Source organism: Pseudomonas syringae group sp. J309-1, assembly GCF_032582135.1.
Lineage (GTDB): Bacteria > Pseudomonadota > Gammaproteobacteria > Pseudomonadales > Pseudomonadaceae > Aquipseudomonas > Aquipseudomonas quasicaspiana.
This window is the reverse complement of sequence record NZ_JAWHNU010000023.1, coordinates 41623-60899: the sequence shown is the minus strand read 5'-3', so window position 1 is coordinate 60899 and position 19277 is coordinate 41623. Positions and strand designations below refer to the sequence as shown.

20 protein-coding genes are annotated in these 19277 nt (G+C 54.8%); 6 read left to right on the top strand and 14 right to left on the bottom strand.

What is annotated here, in order from left to right; genetic code table 11:
* Positions 1-439: 439 nt before the first annotated feature.
* From RX972_RS14530 to RX972_RS14515, 4 genes are all read right to left on the bottom strand, one after another.
* On the bottom strand, positions 440-889 hold the full coding sequence (locus tag RX972_RS14530; RefSeq protein ID WP_316876314.1) for a nucleoside 2-deoxyribosyltransferase: 450 nt from the start codon (positions 887-889) through the stop codon (positions 440-442).
* Positions 882-2501 carry an SIR2 family protein gene (locus RX972_RS14525; protein WP_316876312.1) on the bottom strand — a complete coding sequence of 540 codons (1620 nt, stop codon included), beginning with the start codon at positions 2499-2501 and terminating at the stop codon, positions 882-884. Before RX972_RS14525 ends, RX972_RS14530 begins: the two co-directional genes overlap by 8 nt.
* Before the next feature lie 261 nt (positions 2502-2762).
* Complete coding sequence (locus RX972_RS14520) at positions 2763-3572, bottom strand: hypothetical protein (RefSeq protein ID WP_316876310.1); 810 nt, start codon at positions 3570-3572, stop codon at positions 2763-2765.
* 54 nt (positions 3573-3626) lie between these two features.
* Positions 3627-4172, bottom strand: coding sequence for a hypothetical protein (locus RX972_RS14515; protein ID WP_316876308.1), 546 nt, complete (start codon positions 4170-4172; stop codon positions 3627-3629).
* 234 nt (positions 4173-4406) lie between these two features.
* Between RX972_RS14515 and RX972_RS14510 the strand changes: the two genes are divergently transcribed.
* A complete protein-coding gene (locus RX972_RS14510) occupies positions 4407-5102 on the top strand; it encodes an OmpW/AlkL family protein (RefSeq protein ID WP_099270093.1) in 696 nt (231 codons plus the stop codon).
* A 114-nt stretch (positions 5103-5216) separates the two neighbouring features.
* On the opposite strand, the gene RX972_RS14505 is transcribed toward RX972_RS14510, so the two are convergent.
* The 3 genes from RX972_RS14505 to RX972_RS14495 form a co-directional block, all read right to left on the bottom strand.
* Positions 5217-5492, bottom strand: a complete 276-nt coding sequence (locus RX972_RS14505) for an HU family DNA-binding protein (protein WP_003177201.1) — start codon at positions 5490-5492, stop codon at positions 5217-5219.
* Positions 5493-5681: 189 nt separating this feature from the next.
* Positions 5682-6830 carry an NAD(P)/FAD-dependent oxidoreductase gene (locus RX972_RS14500; protein WP_316876295.1) on the bottom strand — a complete coding sequence of 383 codons (1149 nt, stop codon included), beginning with the start codon at positions 6828-6830 and terminating at the stop codon, positions 5682-5684.
* A 33-nt stretch (positions 6831-6863) separates the two neighbouring features.
* Complete coding sequence (locus RX972_RS14495) at positions 6864-7031, bottom strand: rubredoxin (protein ID WP_002555879.1); 168 nt, start codon at positions 7029-7031, stop codon at positions 6864-6866.
* Positions 7032-7230: 199 nt separating this feature from the next.
* Here RX972_RS14495 and RX972_RS14490 point away from each other — a divergent pair, with 199 nt between their 5' ends.
* Positions 7231-7791, top strand: a complete 561-nt coding sequence (locus RX972_RS14490) for a chorismate--pyruvate lyase family protein (protein WP_176560679.1) — start codon at positions 7231-7233, stop codon at positions 7789-7791.
* On the top strand, positions 7791-8681 hold the full coding sequence (gene ubiA / locus RX972_RS14485) for a 4-hydroxybenzoate octaprenyltransferase (protein ID WP_316876235.1): 891 nt from the start codon (positions 7791-7793) through the stop codon (positions 8679-8681). Before RX972_RS14490 ends, ubiA begins: the two co-directional genes overlap by 1 nt.
* A 96-nt stretch (positions 8682-8777) precedes the next feature.
* Here the strand turns inward: ubiA and RX972_RS14480 are convergent, their stop codons facing one another.
* Positions 8778-9134, bottom strand: a complete 357-nt coding sequence (locus RX972_RS14480) for a hypothetical protein (RefSeq protein WP_406643713.1) — start codon at positions 9132-9134, stop codon at positions 8778-8780.
* 183 nt (positions 9135-9317) lie between these two features.
* Here RX972_RS14480 and phoB point away from each other — a divergent pair, with 183 nt between their 5' ends.
* The 3 genes from phoB (at position 9318) to RX972_RS14465 (ending at position 12860) form a co-directional block, all read left to right on the top strand.
* Entirely contained in the window at positions 9318-10007 is a 690-nt protein-coding gene (gene phoB / locus RX972_RS14475; protein WP_027901508.1) for a phosphate regulon transcriptional regulator PhoB, read from the top strand.
* Positions 10008-10133: 126 nt separating this feature from the next.
* On the top strand, positions 10134-11399 hold the full coding sequence (gene phoR, locus RX972_RS14470) for a phosphate regulon sensor histidine kinase PhoR (protein ID WP_231665609.1): 1266 nt from the start codon (positions 10134-10136) through the stop codon (positions 11397-11399).
* A gap of 120 nt (positions 11400-11519) precedes the next feature.
* On the top strand, positions 11520-12860 hold the full coding sequence (locus RX972_RS14465; protein WP_027901506.1) for a hemolysin family protein: 1341 nt from the start codon (positions 11520-11522) through the stop codon (positions 12858-12860).
* Between the two features lie 140 nt (positions 12861-13000).
* Here RX972_RS14465 and RX972_RS14460 read toward each other — a convergent pair whose 3' ends face one another.
* The 6 genes from RX972_RS14460 to pstA all read right to left on the bottom strand — a co-directional run bounded on the left by RX972_RS14460 (position 13001) and on the right by pstA (position 19218).
* Entirely contained in the window at positions 13001-13189 is a 189-nt protein-coding gene (locus RX972_RS14460; protein WP_122667121.1) for a stability determinant, read from the bottom strand.
* A gap of 279 nt (positions 13190-13468) precedes the next feature.
* Entirely contained in the window at positions 13469-14365 is an 897-nt protein-coding gene (locus RX972_RS14455) for a M23 family metallopeptidase (protein ID WP_316876231.1), read from the bottom strand.
* Between the two features lie 251 nt (positions 14366-14616).
* Positions 14617-15534 (bottom strand): response regulator, encoded by a 918-nt coding sequence (locus tag RX972_RS14450; RefSeq protein WP_027901939.1) that lies wholly within the window; start codon positions 15532-15534, stop codon positions 14617-14619.
* Positions 15535-15741: 207 nt separating this feature from the next.
* Entirely contained in the window at positions 15742-16503 is a 762-nt protein-coding gene (gene phoU, locus RX972_RS14445; protein WP_122396678.1) for a phosphate signaling complex protein PhoU, read from the bottom strand.
* 67 nt (positions 16504-16570) lie between these two features.
* The gene (pstB, locus tag RX972_RS14440) at positions 16571-17404 is read right to left on the bottom strand and encodes a phosphate ABC transporter ATP-binding protein PstB (RefSeq protein ID WP_027901941.1); all 834 of its coding nucleotides are present in this window, start codon (positions 17402-17404) and stop codon (positions 16571-16573) included.
* 197 nt (positions 17405-17601) lie between these two features.
* Positions 17602-19218: a phosphate ABC transporter permease PstA gene (pstA, locus tag RX972_RS14435; protein ID WP_231672802.1), complete on the bottom strand. Its 1617-nt coding sequence runs from the start codon at positions 19216-19218 to the stop codon at positions 17602-17604.
* Positions 19219-19277 lie beyond the last annotated feature (59 nt).

Below are 19277 nucleotides of genomic sequence, written 5' to 3'. Positions count from 1 at the left end.
GTTTAGTGAAACCGCCAGGAGCCGCTGCTAAACGGAAGGTGGCGGCCATGAGCAGGTTAGCAGACCGGTACGTTAGGAAACCGGCGCATCCGAAGATGCCCTGAACACGGCCACCATAAAGTCCCGGAGAAAAATCCCGGCTTAATAGAGGCGCAATGCACCTAACGTATTGTGGGCTGCTAAACCCGTTCGCTGGTTTTTCAGCGACACGCGAAGGGTAGCTTCGTGAGAATACGGGATCAACATAAGACAGCGTCAGATGCGGGGAATACAAAAAATCGAGACGCATCCTACAGCCTTTTCCTGCAAAATTGACCTCATTTTTCGCAACTAACCCTTTCCGTAGTGACCATGTGCTAGGCAAGATCAAGGCATTAGAATGCCCGATCTCGATTTCGCGGACATACCTGCTCCCCCTAAAACAGATCAATACCTATCGTTATATAGCTTTTTCAGTAAAATTTGATGAGATCCATGCTAAAAGCGCTGGGCGATTATTGAAGATTCTTTCGCAACTTTGATTAATCATCGGATTGTTTCCCGTCGGGAGCGCCTGACGTACATCGCCCTTTAATCCAATGCACCTTTTCCCCATCGCAAAGCAGTAGCCAAGCTCAAAAGCGACGCCTTCATCGATATGCGCTCCGTGAAGGACAGCTATTATCAGATCAGAATCCCTCATAGCTTGGACGTCAGCATCAAAAACCATTCTTTCTGCTACATCTTTGGATGTGCCAGATGCGACGATCTCTCTCAAAAGCAGACCGTCCTCTTGAGGCAAAAACACATCAAAATATGGTGTTAGCAACTCTTTGAGGGTGCGATTAAACGATAGCTCCATCTCATTAAAAAGCGGAGCCGCCAGGTAAACTGCGGTTCTCTTATTCATATGCAATTTGGCTCATTCTTGCATCTAGGTCTGCTGGAGAGTAGCCACACGAAAAAACAACTTTGGCGACCTCGCGAACAACGTCAACTTCCCGTCTATTTGTTGAAACCACTTCGACTGGTTTTAGCGGGCCATACAACCTTAGACTTGCCTTCTGCAAGTCACGGATTTTATCAGGCGGCCAATCAGTCTCTTTTCGCTTAGTAATTAATCTGACCCAGACTTCGCTAGGCTCTCCAACCATATGAATGATTTCACCACTCTCGATTTTCTTTTTAGACTGGCCCGGTCTAATACCTTCTTCGAGCATAGACCGAGCTCTCTCTTTTTCCGTTACATCAACCACAAACGAAAGCGGGTCCACCGGAGATCTATCAATCAAAAAAACACCAACTCTCTTACTTCCTAAATAATTGTTTTTCTTACCAAATTGCTTATTTGTCCAATCATCAACAGTGATGGTTTTTGTGGTAGATAGAGATTCTGGGGAGCGCGCCATTTCAGCAGGCCGCTCATCAAACCACTCGTCGAGGGTTGTCAAATTCCCAAACTGGCTTATCACTGTAGACTTGCCTATACCTACAGCCCCGACAAGATAGTAGTTATATTTAGTTTGCAAACCAAGAATATCTGATACGCGTAAAAATTCCTCCTCAGGAAGAGTAATTACACGCAAAAACTCGTTTATGTCCGAACTATTGAAAAACAACGTGATCAAATTATAATTATTAAAATTAGCATCGAATATAGCAGATTGATTGTGCACATCCAGAGGCTCAGAAGTACACCTAATAAAGTAATTGTAATTCCCCGGACTGATGGCAGCAGCTTTTCGAAGAAGATGCAAAAGTGTAGAGTCCGTCAACGAGTGCCCGATCAAAATGCTCGTTTTCTTAGTTAACACATGAAGCAATGTTGACAGACTTCCGCCGATCCCATCTAACAATTGATCGGCAAATGCGCCATCTGAAAACACCAAGTGCTCACTTTGAAATTTCTTTTTATCGAATGGTAAAAAACCATTGGGATGGTAAATTACACACTTATCCTTTGTGAACTGCGAATGATGCGACCATACGGTCTGATACGGTCGCTCAGTTACAGTCGAGTCAGGGAACCCACAAGAAAGCCCAAACTCGATATAGTCGTCAAAATTATAATTCACGGTCAACTCAGACTTCTTTATAAAGTCTATCATTTGCCGAAAATAGGGATGACGCTCTATTGTAGCCCTTCGCTCCCCTTCCGAAGTTTCACAATATAGAGCCTGATGGATCATCTCCCGCCAATCAGAGAGTATTTTTTTCTCAACAATTGCATTGCTTGAGTAGCCACCAAGTTCCTCAAGCTGAACTTTTCGATATGAATAAAACATTTCAAATAGTACTAATGCAGCTTTCCCAGGGGCCTCAATGACTGCATCGACCTCCGGAGCATATTTTCTCATTACATTTTTTATTCGATCGATTAACAACTCCCAAAGAGGCAGCTTAAGATCCTTGCTTATCCCAGCCCCGAGCACCAGACTGGCTTTGTTTTTTTCGAGTTGCACCCTCAATTGACAAACGTATTTCCAAACCGTGTGTACCGTTTTTGATTGGAATTCGTCCATTCTCACATCCACTCGCTATCCAATTTCGACGGGCTGAATACCTCATGCGATAAGGTTACCCCTTTAAGGCTCGCCCATCCACAGAGATTTATCCATTGACCGTCTAAAAAAAAATACTCGCGTGAAAGGCGCCAACCAGACGCGTTCATAGGAGCAATCATGACCATACCTCGATTAGTAGCTTGAAAGCACCTAGGTGCGGCCAAGTAATACCGGCCGCAACCTCATGTGCTAGGCATTCGGAGGCTAAACGATGAAACTTTAAAGCGGACGATAGGGAATCGAAGAAGCATGCACCTTTATTTCACGATAATTAAAACTAGGTGAGTTTTGGCTTCTAATTTGGATATTGTTTATGAACGACCGCATTGCCATCATTGCTAGATCTTGATGCTTCATCGGCCCAACGTGAATCGCCCTGATATGCTTTAAATCAAAAGCAACTTTAACAAAAGGAATTAAGTAATTATTACGAACTCGATAGTTAACGCTTTCAGAGTGAGCGCTCTCCATACGAATTAAGCGAACTTCATTTTCATCCCTAAAACTTTGGTGCTTAAATGCAGTTGTAAAATCCGCGAGCTCCCAAATGGAACGTTGCACAGCATGACTATATTCATCATGACCACCGCTTAACTTTGCAGATATTGCGTCACGCGTCATTCGTACGAAATCTATCGCCAAATTTTGCTTTTCCAGAATTTCATAATGGCAAGGAGTGATCGGGCTAAGGTCATGCATTAGAGAATCATCAAACTCTATTGCGTAAAGCCCATAAGAGCGCCACTGCACTAAATGATCACCAGTGCGGCTAAAAGAGCTTATGAAAGAATGCTCATCCATCAAGCCTTCTGCTACATCTTGAGCAGTGAATCTTAGCAATATATCCAACGCCCTCTTGGAGTGCTCGTCCGCCATTAAAGGCAAACTCTTTACCGCCTCCATCACATACTTCACACCATCAAGAGTCTCCTCTGCATCATTCATAAATCTAATATCGGTCAGCCAAAGCTCTCTTTCTTTTACTATTGAAAGTACTGCGCTCGCATCGGTGTAGTGATAAAGCGACATATATGACCCTCATTTTCAGACCCAGACGCCATATTAATTTCGCACCATTTTGTATCACTTAACCTTACTACTCAAACTACTCACCAAACTCTCCAGCCTCCCCACGCTACTGCGCAAGTTAGTAATGTCCTGCTGGAGGCTGCTGATCTCGCTGGAGCTTGAGGTGCCGTTCGTACCCGAATTGCGTTGCAGATCGCTCAGCTGGCTTTGGAGTTTGCTGATGGTGCGGCTTTGCTCGTCCATCTTGCTTTTGAGGTCGGCTACATCGGCGGTGCTGGGTTGGGTGGTGGTGCCGTTGTTGCGTTTGAGCTCTTCGATCAAACGGCTTTGGGCTTTTACGGTTTCCTTGAGGGCGTTCAGTTCGCTGGCGTTCTGGCGGGAGTCTTCCTGCAGTTGCTGCACGCTGATCAAGGCTGACTCAAGGTCGCGCGAAGAATCGACGTCCGCGGACTCAGTGCGGCTGGCAACGGTGCTGCTCTGAGGGGCCGCGGCATTGGCGCTTGCATCGGCGGCGGCATGGGCCGGTGAGACAGCGAGGACACCGATCAACAATGCTGCGAACGAAAGGGGGGAATTCAAGAAAGCGGACTTACTAGTCATCACTAGGTTTTCCAAAAGAGGTGCAAATTTGGCACAGCGCTAAGACCGGTTTTTGGGGCTCAAGTTCTCGGCGCTGACGCTCTGGGACAAACCTGGTAACGCATTAACGGGCCTGTTCGCGCAGATACTATGCCATCCGGCAGACGTTCACACGTCGTCACTTCCTGATACTCGGACTTCCTTGACGCAGCCCGCAGCGGCTGGTCGTTGTTCGAATGAATAGTGGAGTGATGTATGCGCAGATTGACCCTTCTTGGCACGCCGGTGCTGATATTCACCCTGGCAGCGTCTACGGCCCAAGCCTATGAGGCCGGGGATATTATTGTCCGGGCCGGTGCAGTGACGGTCGACCCGCGAGAAAGCAGTTCCAGCGTGCGTGTGGATCGCGGAGGTCTGGCGGGTACGGATCTGGGTGGCAAGGCGGGTATGAACAGCGATACCCAGCTGGGTCTGAACTTCGCTTATATGATCACCAATCATTTGGGTATCGAACTGCTGGCGGCTACGCCGTTTGAACATGACGTGACGATCAAAGGCACTTCCGGTGGCATTGCGGACGGCAAGCTTGGCTCACTCAAGCATCTGCCGCCGACGCTGAGCCTGATTTACTACCCGCTGGACAATAAGTCAGCCTTTCAACCCTATGTGGGCGCCGGGATCAACTACACCTGGATCTACGACGAGAGCGTAGGCAGCAGCGCGAGTGCTGCCGGGTTCGATAACTTTCACGCCAGCAACTCATGGGGTTGGGCAGCGCAAGTCGGCGCGGACTACATGCTCACTGACCGCCTGATGATCAATGCGCAGATGCGTTACATCGATATTGAAACCGACGCCTATGTCAGCAACACCAACCTTGGGGTCCGGGCGAAGGTGAATGTCGACGTGGATCCGTTCGTTTACATGGTGGGGCTTGGCTACAAGTTCTGAGGCGGCAGACAGCGCGTGGCATGAATGACAACACAACAAAAAACGGGCACCCAACGCATGTTGGTGTGCCCGTTTTTTCACTGCTCGCCTCCCGCGAAGGCGTACAGCCGATGACTAGGGGTTGACGCTGTCTTTCAGGAATTTACCCGGCTTGAAGGCGACCGTGTTGCTGGCCTTGATCTTCACCGGCTCGCCGGTTTGTGGATTTTTGCCAGTGCGGGCACCGCGATGGCGTTGCAGGAAGGTGCCGAAGCCGACCAGGGTGACGCTGTCTTTGCGATGCAGTGCACCGGTAATTTCTTCCAGTACTGCATTGAGAACGCGATTGGCTTGCTCTTTGGTCAAGTCCGCCTTTTCAGCAATGGCGGCCGCTAGTTCTGGTTTACGCATATGAAGCCTCTTATACGGATTTTTGTTTTTATGTCCCGCGCCGCTCATGCAGAACGGTAGTCAGGTGACGCAACGGCTCTACGTTGCGGCAGACGGGAATGAGGATGGCATGCTGTTCTGGCGGACGCCAGTGGACGAATGGCCTATATAGGGCCAAAAATGTGGCTTATCCGACAGAACGGCCAGTATTTATGCCAACAGGGCGGGAAGCGCCTTATTCAGAGCGAGTTTTTCCATCACGGCGGCTCCGGTCAGCGCGTAGCCCAAGAGGTTGCCAGCAGAGTCGTGGCACAGAGCCTTGATGTCAGCGCCCTCGCCCTCAACGCTCCAGATAGCTTCTATGCCACGGGGCGGCGGCGACACAACGAGGGGGCATACCGGGGTTTTTACGGTAATCGGCATAGGGCCGTATTTAACAGCGGTCGTTGTGCCCGCAAGGGTTTGGGCCAAGGCGCGGGCGCAGCTCATCAGCGGCATGACGTACAGCAAATTCAAACCGTCGACTTCGGCACAGTCGCCTAACGCATAGATATTCGCATGGGAGGTTTTCAGCTCCCGGTCCACGACGATGCCGCGACCAATCTGCAAGCCTGCCGCCGCAGCGAGATCGACTCGTGGGCGCAAGCCGATGGCAGACACCACCACATCGCACTGAATGACTTGGCCGTCGGACAAGTGCGCTTCAAGGCCATCAGCAGTGCGCTGCAAGCGGGTCATCAGCGGGCCGAGGTGGAAACGCGCGCCAAGACTTTCCAGTCCTGCACGCACCGCAGCTGCGGCAGCAGGAGGCAGCAAGGTCGGCATCACTTGCTCGCAAGGTGCCACCAGGTCAACTTCGTAGCCACCCAGAATCAGGTCATTGGCGAACTCGCAGCCGATAAGACCGGCGCCGAGAATCAGTACCCGACGCTTACCCGCTGCTGCCGCGCGAAAACTGGCGTAATCCTCAAGGTCATTGATCGGGAATACGGCGTCGCTGGCGTCACCCTCAACGGGTACCCGAATGGTTTCAGCACCCCAGGCGAGGATCAGGTCGCGGTAGTAAACCGCCTCCTCGCCAATCCACAGGCGTTTGTGCCCTGGATCGATGCCGCTGATGCGGGTGTGGGTTCGCACTTCGGCCTTGAGTTGGTCGGCCATCGCACCGGGTTCAGCCATGCTCAGCCCATCGGCTTCCTTGTTCTTGCCAAAGCCGGTGGAGAGCATCGGTTTGGAGTAGGAGCGTCCGTCATCAGCGGTGATCAGCAGCAGCGGCGTTTCGCCATCGAGCTTGCGAAATTCCCGAGCGAGGTTGTAGCCCGCCAGGCCAGTGCCAACAATCACAACAGGTGCGTTCATACGTACTTCCAGACCAGAGATTAAAAAACCGGATCAGCCGATTTCGATCATTTCGAAATCCATTTTGCCTACGCCGCAGTCCGGGCATAGCCAATCTTCGGGTACGTCCTGCCATAGAGTGCCCGGCGCAATGCCGTCATCCGGCCAGCCGTCGGCTTCGTTGTAGATCAGGCCACAGACAATGCATTGCCACTTTTTCATCGTTATCTCTCATGTTTTCAGGCTAATTGGGGCGTACGTGGTCGTGAGGTGCCACGCTTGCGCCAAACTCAGGGCGTTTTGTACTGATCGCGACGCTGACATGCAACCCCGGTGATCACTACAGGGCGTTACCGGTCGTCGGCCGTAGGGGGCAATCATGCTAAGCTCGCGGCCTCGATCAGCCTGAAAAATGCTTGCCGTGACTGAGCAAAATCCCCCTTCCCTCGCCGTGAACTGGCTTGAGCGCGAGTCGCTTGAGGCCACCGCCGAACCGTTGGTTCAAGCATGGCTGTTTCATCGGGACTCATTGACCCGCCGTCTGACCGCATTGTCTTCCGACCATTTCAGTGTCACGCCGCTCGTCGAAGGCTGGCAAGCGCTGCGCGACGATGAGTGTGTTGCGCTGGATCTGCCTGAACAAAGCGTTGGCTGGGTGCGCGAGGTCTATTTGCGCGGGCATGGCGAGAAGTGGGTATTCGCCCGCAGCGTTGCCGCACGTAGCGCGCTACAGGAAAGCGGCCTGCACATGGATGAACTGGGCACGCGCTCGCTGGGCGAGTTGTTGTTCTGTGATCCGGAATTTGATCGCGGCTCGCTGCAGGTCTGTCGTTATCCAGCGGCATGGCTGCCCGTAGCAGATGCCGCCGAAGGCTTATGGGGACGACGCTCGTGCTTTAGCCGCGGCCCTCTGAAAATACTGGTAGCCGAAGTCTTCCTGCCGACGCTCTGGCAGACGATTCGCACCGTGGAGCATTGCTGATGTACCTGACGCTACTCAAATCCCTTAATCGCCTGAATCCGCGCATCTGGGACTTCATCCACCTGATGCGTGTTGATAAGCCGATTGGTATTTATCTATTACTGTGGCCGACGCTTTGGGCACTCTGGATTGCCGGCAAGGGTTCGCCGTCGCTGCTTAATATCGCGATTTTTGTGGTGGGTGTGTTCCTGATGCGTGCGGCGGGCTGCGTGATCAATGACTTCGCCGACCGCAAGGTCGATGGTCACGTCAAACGCACCGAACAGCGCCCGCTGGTCAGTGGCAAGGTCAGTTCAAAAGAAGCGTTGGTCCTGTTTGCAGTATTGGTGCTGGTGAGTTTCCTGCTGGTGCTGCTGACTAATCCGACAACCATCTGGCTGTCATTCGGCGGGCTGGCATTGGCAGCCTGTTATCCATTCATGAAGCGTTACACCTATTACCCGCAAGTGGTGCTGGGCGCGGCGTTTTCCTGGGGGATGCCGATGGCGTTCACCGCCGAAACCGGCAGTCTGCCCGCCGCCGCGTGGCTGCTGTACATCGCCAATCTGCTGTGGACGGTGGCTTACGACACTTATTACGCGATGGTCGACCGGGAAGACGATCTGAAGATCGGGGTGAAATCCACTGCCGTGCTGTTTGGCGATGCTGACCGGATCATCATTCTGACGCTGCAAGGGTTGGCGCTGGGCTGCCTGCTACTGGCCGGTGCGCGCTTTGAATTGGGAATGTTTTTCTACCTGGGTCTGCTGGTGGCAGCGGGATGTTTCGCCTGGGAGTTCTGGTCAACCCGCAATCGCGACCGTGACGCCTGTTTCAAGGCGTTCTTGCATAACCATTGGGCTGGGCTGGCGATCTTTATCGGGATTGTTGCGGATTACGCGTTGAATTAACGCGAGGCCTGTAGGAGCTGCCGGAGGCTGCGAAGCAATGTTTCAATCACACCGCAATTCGCAGCCTCCGGCAGCTCCTACAGAAAGTTCATCAGGTCAAGGTTTGACGATGTGCCAGGCGCCGCCTTTGCCATCGCCAGTGACGTCACCGACTTTCTTGTCATCTTTGTAGAAGTACAGCGGCTTGCCGCCATAGGCCCACTGTAATTTACCGTCGTCGCGCTTGATCTGAGTCCATTTGCCGGACGCTGCGGTGTTGGCTTTAGCCTCCAGTGGCGGCCAGTTGATTGCGCATGTGTCGTTACACGCGGACTTGCCAACTGAGTCCTTATCGAAGGTATAGAGCGTTTTACCGCTGTGGTCGGTGAGGTAGCCGTTGTCCCCTGTCATGCCAGGCTCAGCAGCCATAACCAGACTGGAAGACGCGATTGCCGCAGCCGCTATCAAGCCCATGAATGTCGATGAAATCTTGAGCATCGGTAGATCCTTTTCTTATGTGGAAACCGTTGTCGGACAAGACTGCACATTAGTCCTTAAATAACATGGCATGCTAGCCCCTACCGTGACTGTCACACGACTGCAATAATTCCGTTATCTAATGCGCCCCAAGACAGTTAAATGACAAGAGGTTCAAGCATGGTTGGCAGGAGCATTCTGATCGTTGACGACGAAGCGCCTATTCGCGAAATGATCGCCGTTGCATTGGAAATGGCCGGCTATGACTGCATGGAAGCAGAGAACTCTCAGCAAGCCCATGCCATCATCGTAGACCGCAAGCCGGACTTGATCCTGCTCGACTGGATGCTGCCCGGCACATCCGGCATCGAACTGGCCCGACGCCTGAAGCGTGATGAGCTGACCGGGGATATCCCGATCATCATGCTGACCGCCAAGGGCGAAGAGGACAACAAGATCCAGGGTCTTGAGGTCGGCGCTGACGATTACATCACCAAGCCGTTTTCACCTCGCGAACTGGTCGCACGCCTCAAGGCTGTGCTGCGCCGTGCAGGGCCTACCGATGGCGAAGCGCCTATCGAAGTGGGCGGTCTGCTGCTCGACCCGATCAGCCACCGCGTGACCATCGATGGCAAACCTGCCGAGATGGGCCCGACTGAATACCGTTTGCTGCAGTTCTTCATGACCCACCAGGAGCGCGCCTACACTCGCGGCCAATTGCTGGATCAAGTCTGGGGAGGCAATGTTTATGTCGAAGAGCGTACCGTTGATGTGCACATTCGTCGCCTGCGCAAAGCGCTCGGTGATGCGTATGAAAATCTGGTACAAACCGTGCGCGGCACGGGCTATCGCTTTTCTACTAAGAGCTGATGACCTGTTCGTAAACCGACAGCTTGAACAGATAGCCGCAAACAGGCAGCGCAACCGCCCGGTATGCGCTCGACATGGATGTACGTTTAATTGAATCAAAATTGGCATGGCACCCTGATCCGCCACATGCTGTTGCTGGTGACGGCCTGCCTCGTGGTCGGGCTGATCAGCGGCGAATATGGCTGGAGTCTGGCCATCGGTCTGGGGCTGTATCTGGCCTGGACCCTCAAACAACTCTTACGCCTGCACGAATGGCTCAGTAACCACCAGACCGACGAACCGCCGCCTGATGGTTACGGTTTGTGGGGCGAAGTCTTCGACAGCATCTATCACCTGCAACGTCGTGATCAGCGTGTACGCGGTCGGCTGCAAGCGGTGATCGACCGAGTGCAGGAATCCACCGCCGCCCTCAAGGACGCGGTGATCATGCTCGACAGCGAAGGCAACCTAGAATGGTGGAACCGCGCCGCTGAAACCCTGATGGGCCTAAAAACCCCGCAAGACAGCGGCCAGCCAGTGACCAATCTGGTGCGTCACCCGCGTTTCAAGGAGTACTTCGAGCAGGACAGCTTTGCCGAACCGCTGGAAATCCCCTCGCCGACCAATGACCGGTTGCGCATTCAGCTGCTCATCACCCGCTACGGCAACAACGAGCACCTGATGCTGGTGCGCGACGTCACGCGTATTCATCAGCTGGAACAGATGCGCAAGGATTTCGTCGCCAACGTGTCCCACGAACTGCGCACGCCGCTGACGGTAATCTTCGGTTATCTGGAAACCTTGCTGGATAACGTCGAAGAAGTGAACCCGCGCTGGGTGCGCGCCTTGCAGCAAATGCATCAGCAAGGCGGGCGCATGCAGACGCTGCTCAACGACCTGTTGCTGCTGGCCAAGCTCGAAGCGACAGACTATCCGTCGGATAATCACCCGATCGTCGTCAGTACATTACTCAAGACCATCACCAGTGATGCGCAGGCGTTGTCTGGCAACAAGAATCAGCAGATCGACCTGAATATCGAAACCGATACGCTACTAAAGGGCAGCGATACCGAACTGCGCAGCGCGTTTTCCAACCTGATTTTCAACGCCGTGAAGTACACCCCCGCCGAAGGCAAAATCCAGATTCGCTGGTGGGCCGATGAGCGCGGCGCGCACCTCAGCGTGCAGGATTCAGGGATCGGTATCGAAACCAAGCATTTGCCTCGCCTGACCGAGCGCTTCTACCGAGTGGACTCCAGCCGCGCCTCCAATACCGGCGGAACGGGATTGGGCCTGGCCATCGTCAAACATGTGCTGTTGCGCCATCGGGGAACACTGGAAATCAACAGCGTGCCGGGCAAAGGCAGCGTGTTTACCTGCCATTTTCCACCGATCCAGCTGGCCCAAGCCTAGCCTGCGACACCTCCGCCACTAGGCAAGCAGGCATTGAGCCGCTACATTGCGGCTCTTGTGCACCCAATATCGGTGCAGCAATAACCTCTCTCGCTAAAACGGAACCCGTAAAACTCCATCATGGACCCTTCCCCTGGTTTTAACCTCGCTTCACTGTTCGCCGACTTCGGCATGATTCTCTTCGCAATGGTTCTGGTCCTGCTCAACGGCTTTTTCGTTGCGGCAGAGTTCGCCATGGTCAAGCTGCGCTCAACCAAGGTTGAAGCCATTGCAGAAAAAAACGGCTGGCGCGGACACATCCTGCGCACTGTTCACAGTCAGCTTGACGCTTATCTCTCCGCTTGCCAGCTGGGTATTACCCTGGCCTCGCTGGGGTTGGGCTGGGTCGGTGAGCCAGCGTTCGCGCACTTGCTGGAGCCGCTGCTGGCAGCCATGGGCGTGGACTCGCCGGAAGTGATCAAGGGCGTGTCGTTCTTTACCGCCTTCTTCATCATCTCCTACTTGCACATCGTGATCGGCGAGCTGGCCCCCAAGTCCTGGGCGATCCGCAAACCGGAACTGTTGTCGCTGTGGACGGCGGTGCCGCTGTACCTGTTCTACTGGGCGATGTACCCGGCCATTTACCTGCTGAACGCCAGCGCCAACGCGATTCTGCGCATTGCAGGCCAAGGCGAGCCTGGTCCGCATCACGAACACAGCTACAGTCGTGAAGAGCTGAAACTGATTCTGCACTCCAGCCGTGGCCAGGATCCTAGCGATCAGGGTATGCGAGTACTCGCGTCCGCCGTGGAGATGGGCGAACTGGAAGTGGTCGACTGGGCCAACTCCCGGGAAGACCTGGTGACGCTTGATTTCAACGCGCCGCTCAAAGAAATTCTCGCGCTGTTCCGCCGTCACAAGTTCAGCCGCTATCCGGTATACGACGCTGATCGTGGCGAGTTTGTCGGTCTGTTGCACATCAAAGATTTGCTGCTGGAACTGGCGGCGCTGGACCACATCCCGGAATCCTTCAATCTGGCCGAACTGACGCGTCCGCTTGAGCGAGTGTCCAAGCACATGCCGCTGTCGCGCCTGCTTGAGCAGTTCCGCCAGGGCGGCGCGCACTTTGCGCTGGTGGAAGAAGCCGACGGCAAGATCATCGGCTACCTGACCATGGAAGACGTGCTCGAAGTGCTGGTCGGCGACATTCAGGACGAACACCGCAAGGTCGAACGCGGCATCCTCGCTTATCAGCCGGGCAAACTGCTGGTGCGCGGCGATACTCCACTGTTCAAGGTCGAACGCCTGCTCGGCATTGATCTGGACCACGTGGAAGCCGAAACCTTGGCAGGCCTGATCTACGAAACCCTCAAACGGGTACCGGAAGTCGAGGAAGTCATGGAGTTCGAAGGGCTGCGGATCATCATCAAAAAGATGAAAGGTCCGAAAATCGTGTTGGCCAAGGTGGTCAAGATTGATTGAGGCTGTATCAGTCTGAGGATTGATACAGCCCTGTAGAGCCAGCTTATTGGCGAGGCAGCTTTTTCTGGCTATGCAGGCCCGACGTCTCGCCAACAAGTTGGCTCCTACCGGTAACCCGTGTGCTGCGCGACAGCGCTGTGTCAGGGACACTGCTTACGTTCAGATGCTTCAATGATCGCGTCCATTCTCGCCATCACTTCATCATGGGGTACGCCGGTTCCCGGACTATCCAGCGACCGCTGTACCTTTTCACGGAACCAGACATCATAGCTGTCGGCTTGCTCTTGGGTTTCGAACTCTGAAACGACTGGTGAAAGTAGGGCGCTCACGAGTAACTCCGGTTGGGACCGTTCAGAGCTTAGACCTGTCACAGGAAGCTGTCTCGACCATCCGAAAAATCGGAAAAATCCTACGCTGATTCGTTCTGAGGAACTGTAGGCCTAAAATCGTGTTAGCCAAAGTGATCCCTGATTTAGAATGTTTTCTGTAGATACAAGGAGCTCACGAGCACCGCGAGACAGCGATGGCGTCCTGTCTGATTCACCGCCATCGCTGCCTCGCGCTGCTCGTGAGCTCCTACAGGTCAACGTTTGCTGCTGATCGTTCTCTCAATTCCCACCCACCGCAAAATTAGGCAGGCTTTGCACCGGCTGTGCAAACTCGTAGGGGATGGACTCCAGCGCCAGGCCCACGTTGCGCTGGACGACGAAGTGCAGGTGCGGTCCGCTGCTGTTGCCGGTGTTGCCGGAGCGCGCCAATGCGCTGCCTACGATGACGTGCTGTCCCTCCTTGACGCTGACCGAGCCACGCATCAGGTGCAGGTAAACGCCCATGGTGCCGTCGTCATGCAGGATTCGCACAAAGTTGCCGGAAGGGTTTGAGCCTTTGCCGGTCTGGTCGTTTTCGATTTTGACGACCACACCACCTCGTGCCGCAATGATTGGCGTGCCTTCGGGCATGGCGATGTCCATGGCGTAGCGGCCTTTGGCTCCGAAATGGCTGTATTTGCCGTTAGGCCCCTGACTCAAGCGAAACGGCCCGCCCACCCACGGCAATGGATAGCGATACGCCAGACTCGTGCGCTGCGGATCACCCACGATTGAGCGCAGGCTGGTTTTGTAGCTCATCGGCTTGCCGACGACTTTGGGACTCAGGACCGTGACCCGCTCATTGCCACGCGCAGGTATCGTGCGACGAATGGTCTGGTCGGCGACGCCAAGAACGTTCTTCCCGCCGCTGATTTTCAGCTCGACCTCAACCGGCGCATACAGATCGTTGCGGACATAGAGGCTATCCACGCCTTTGTCTCGCTTGGTGCTCAGGTGCACCTGACGCTCGATGTGCTCGACCATCCGATCCTTGAACACCACCACGGCGGCACCCGGTGTGGGGCGGTCGGTAAACGAGACCACGCCGTTGGCATCGGTGAATTTATAGATCGTCACCGCCCCGGCCGATTGCGCAGCCAGCAACAGAGCACACAGGATGAGTAAGCGCTCAAGCATGGGATGGGTCTGGGTTGTAAAGAAGATGAGGCAAGCCTAACAGCGATTCCTGCAAATGAGGACTCAGCTGTATCAAACGGCAATAGAGTGGACGTCAAGGAAATCGCGCCAGATGCGCGTGAGCGTCACCTCAAGCTGGTAACGATATCCAGTGGGAGCGAATTCATTCGCGAAGAGGCCAGTCCAGTAAAGCATCACTGACTGACACACCTCTTTCCCGAATGAGCTCACTCCTACAGGATCACAGGCAATCAAGCACCCGGCGAGAAGTGCTTCTGTGCAGTACCGCGGGCGATCAGACGGGAAATGTAATCCAGTTTCTGGGCATCCTGATCGGTGAAGCGGAAGGTCACTTGCAGCCACTCGCTGTCGGGCTTCTGCTCGAAGGCCACGATGGCGTGCAGATAACCGTTGAGCCGCGCCACTTCGTTGCTCTCGCCTTGCTCCAGATCGAGCACAGCCTGCTCAAGGATCTGTGGCAGGCTTTCGCTACGGCGGACCACCAGCAACGCTTCCTTGAGGGTCAGCGCCTTGATCACACTGCTGTGATTACCGCTGGGCAGGCGCAATTGGCCCTGACCACGCCCTGCCGGCTCTTTTGCTGCTATTTGCTGCGGTACCGGTGGGGCCTTGGCAAGACCGCCGCCAAAACCAGGTGCAGACGTCACTGCCGGGCTGGCCGCAGGACGAACGACCTCAGCCTTGCCGCCAGTCAGCGCGCTGAGCGAGTCATTGAGCGGTGAGTTCATGCGCGACGGCGCGGTGGACATCACGGCTTCGAGCTTGCCGACTTTAGCCAGGGCTTTCTTGACCTTGGTCAGCAGTTGTTCGTTGGTGAAGGGTTTGCCGACAAAATCGGTCACCCCGGCCTGAATCGCCTGAACCACGTTCTCTTTGTCACCACGGCTGGTGACCATGATGAAAGGAACGGTTTTCAGGTAATTGTCCTGTTCGCGGCACCAGGTCAGCAGCTCAAGGCCAGACATCTCCGGCATTTCCCAGTCGCACAGGATCAGGTCGAACTCTTCGCGGTTCAGGGTGACCTGAGCCTTGCGACCGTTGACGGCGTCCTCGGTGTGAATACCGGGAAAATAATTGCGCAGACCTTTCTTAACCAAATCGCGAATGAAAGTCGCGTCATCCACAATCAAAACACTGATCTTACTCATCGACGCTCCTGCGGGTGTGTCGCCACTGCTGGCGAACCGCGTTGATGCTGAACACACCCTATATTTCGGCAAGCATAGCGCTGGCTGATGGCCAAAGGCCAACCTGTTTGACGGCGCCAGGACATTTAATTCGCGGGCGGCTGGAAGTTCTTAAACCCGAGAACAAAAACGCCCAGCTGCGAGCTGGGCGTTTTTTCGCAGGCAATCTTACTTATCGTCAGATTTGTCCGGAACATTAGCGCTTTCGCTAGTGATCCCGTGCACCTCTTCTTTCATGCGCTTGAGGCCCATGTGCCGCACGTCGGTTCCGCGCACCAGGTAGATGACCAGCTCGGAAATATTCCGCGCGTGGTCGCCGATACGTTCCAGCGAACGCAGGACCCAGATCACATTGAGTACGCGGGAGATCGAACGCGGATCCTCCATCATGTAGGTCGCCAGCTCGCGCAGGGCCGTCTTGTATTCGCGGTCGATGATTTTGTCGTACTGCGCCACGGACAACGCCAGCTCGGCGTCGAAGCGGGCAAACGAATCCAGAGCATCGCGAACCATGTTGCGCACCTGATCGCCGATATGACGCACTTCGACGTAACCACGCGGCGATTCGCCTTCCTCGCACAACTGAATGGCACGACGAGCGATCTTGGTCGATTCATCACCGATGCGTTCCAGGTCGATCACCGACTTGGAAATGCTGATGATCAAACGCAGGTCGGAAGCCGCCGGCTGACGACGCGCCAGTATGCGCAGGCATTCTTCATCGATGTTGCGCTCCATCTGGTTGATGCGGTCGTCGACTTCACGAACGCGCTGGGCCAGACCGGAGTCCGCTTCGATCAAGGCAGTCACGGCATCGTTGACCTGCTTCTCGACCAAACCGCCCATCTCGAGCAGATGGCTGCGTACTTCTTCAAGCTCAGCGTTGAACTGTTGGGAGATGTGATGCGTGAGGCTGTCTTTATGAATCATGCTTGGTGTCCTTGGAACGTCCGGTTAAGTGCGAAAACGCAGCGGTGCTTCAGGGTTTGAGCAGGACCTAGCCGTAACGACCGGTGATGTAATCTTCAGTCTGTTTTTTAGCCGGGTTGGTGAACATCGTGTCCGTGTCACCGAACTCGACCAGTTTGCCCATGTACATAAACGCGGTGTAATCCGAAACCCGTGCCGCCTGCTGCATGTTGTGAGTAACGATCACAATGGTGTATTTGGATTTCAGTTCGTAGATCAGCTCTTCAACTTTCAACGTCGAAATTGGATCGAGCGCTGAACAGGGTTCGTCGAGCAGCAGGACTTCCGGCTCCACGGCGATGGTCCGGGCGATCACCAGACGTTGCTGCTGACCGCCGGAAAGCCCCAGCGCTGACTCATGCAGACGGTCTTTGACCTCGTCCCACAACGCTGCGGCCTTGAGTGCCCACTCGACAGCTTCATCGAGTACGCGCTTTTTGTTGATGCCCTGGATCCGCAAGCCATACACCACGTTTTCGTAGATGGTCTTGGGGAACGGGTTGGGCTTCTGAAACACCATGCCGACACGACGGCGCAATTCGGCGACGTCTTCACCTTTGGTGTAGATATCGTGGCCGTACAAATTGATTGCGCCTTTTACGCTGCAACCATCGACCAGGTCGTTCATGCGGTTGAACGTACGCAACAATGTCGACTTGCCGCAGCCGGACGGACCAATGAAGGCCGTCACACGCTGCTTCGGAATATTCAGGCTGACATCGAACAGCGCCTGCTTGTCACCATAAAACAGGTTCAGACCCGGCACTTCGATAGCCACGGTTTCGTCGGCCAGATGCAGGCCGGACTTGTTGCGCCCCAGGGCCGACATATTGATGCCTCGTGCCGGGTTTTCATGCTGCATGGAATTGCTCCCTACGCTAACCATTCTGTTGAATCGCCCTTCTCAAACAAAATACAACCGTCTGATTGATCGGGTCTGTAGGAGCTGTCGGAGGTAACGACGGCCGCGAAGCGGTGTGTCAGACAAATCGCTATCGCTGCCTCGCGTTACTCGTGAGCTGCTACAGGCCAATTGTTGGGCGATCTCTAATCATTCAATCAACTGTCCAGCGCTTTGTATTTCTCGCGCAGGTGGTTACGAATAGCCACCGCCGACAGGTTAAGCAAGGCAATCACTAACACCAGCAACAGCGCCGTGGCGTAAACCAATGGTCGCGCCGCCTCGACGTTAGGGCTCTGGAAGCCCACGTCGTAAATATGGAACCCCAGGTGCATGATCTTCTGATCCAGATGCAGGTAAGGGTAGTTGCCATCCACCGGCAGCGACGGAGCCAGTTTGACCACGCCCACCAACATCAGCGGCGCAACCTCACCCGCTGCACGCGCCACCGCCAGAATCAGGCCGGTCATCATGGCCGGGCTCGCCATGGGCAGAACAATCTTCCACAGCGTCTCAGACTTTGTCGCACCCAACGCCAGCGAGCCTTCGCGGATGGTGCGCGGGATACGCGCCAGACCTTCTTCAGTCGCGACGATCACCACTGGCACGGCCAGCAATGCCAGCGTCAGCGACGCCCAGAGCAGGCCAGGCGTACCAAACGTCGGAGCAGGCAAGGCTTCGGGGAAGAACAGCTGATCCAGAGATCCGCCCAGTACATAGACAAAGAAGCCCAAACCGAACACACCGTAAACAATAGCCGGAACGCCCGCGAGGTTGTTCACTGCGATACGAATCAAGCGCGTGACCGGGCCTTGTCTGGCGTACTCACGCAGGTAAACCGCTGCCAGTACACCAAATGGCGTGACGATCACCGCCATGATCAGGGTCATCATCACCGTGCCGAAAATTGCCGGGAAAATCCCGCCTTCGGTGTTGGCTTCCCGCGGGTCTTCACTGAGGAATTCCCACAGCTTCTTGAAATAGAACCCGACTTTGGTGAGCGTGCCCATGCCGTTGGGCTGGTAAGCGTGGACGACTTTGCCCAGGCTGATTTCGACTTCTTTGCCGTTGGCGTCGCGCGCCGTAAGGCTGTCGCGATCAAACGCCTCGTGCAGCGAGGTCAGACGCTCTTCGATAACGGTGTAGCGACTGTCCAGTTCGGCACGTTCGCTGGCCATGTCGGCTTGAGCCTGCGCATCAAGCTTGCCATCCAGCTCCAGTTTGCGGGCCTGTAGACGCAACCGTTCGATACCGTGGTTGATCGCCCCGACGTCTTTCTTTTCAAGCTGATAGAGCTCGCGAGCCAGACCTTCGACACGCTTGATACGTTCTTGTAGCGTCGGCCAGGCCGCTTCGCCTTCAGCGACGACCTTGCCGCCTTCTTTGACGTTGACCAGATAACCGTAAAAATTGCCCCATTCGCGACGTTCAATCGTCATCAGCTCGGGCGGCAGGCTTTGGTTGGATATCCACTCGCCCACGACCCAGGTGAAATCGCTGGGGTTGACGTCACGATTGCCGACCTTGACCAGCTCACGGGTCATGAACTCCGGGCCATCTTCCGGTACCGGCAAACCCGCGCCTTTGAGGCGGGCGCGAGGGACTTGCTCTTGCTCGACGACTTCGCCGATCAGAACGTGTTTCTCTTGATTGGGCACATCGTATTGCGCGTACATCAGATCGGCCGGCCAGAAATGCCCCAGACCGCGCACGGCAATCACCGACAACAAGCCCAGTGTCATGATGACCGCAATGGATACCGCGCCCGCACTCATCCAGACGCCAGGGGCGCCGGTTTTAATCCAACTCTTGAGGGAGTTCTGTTTCACGAACT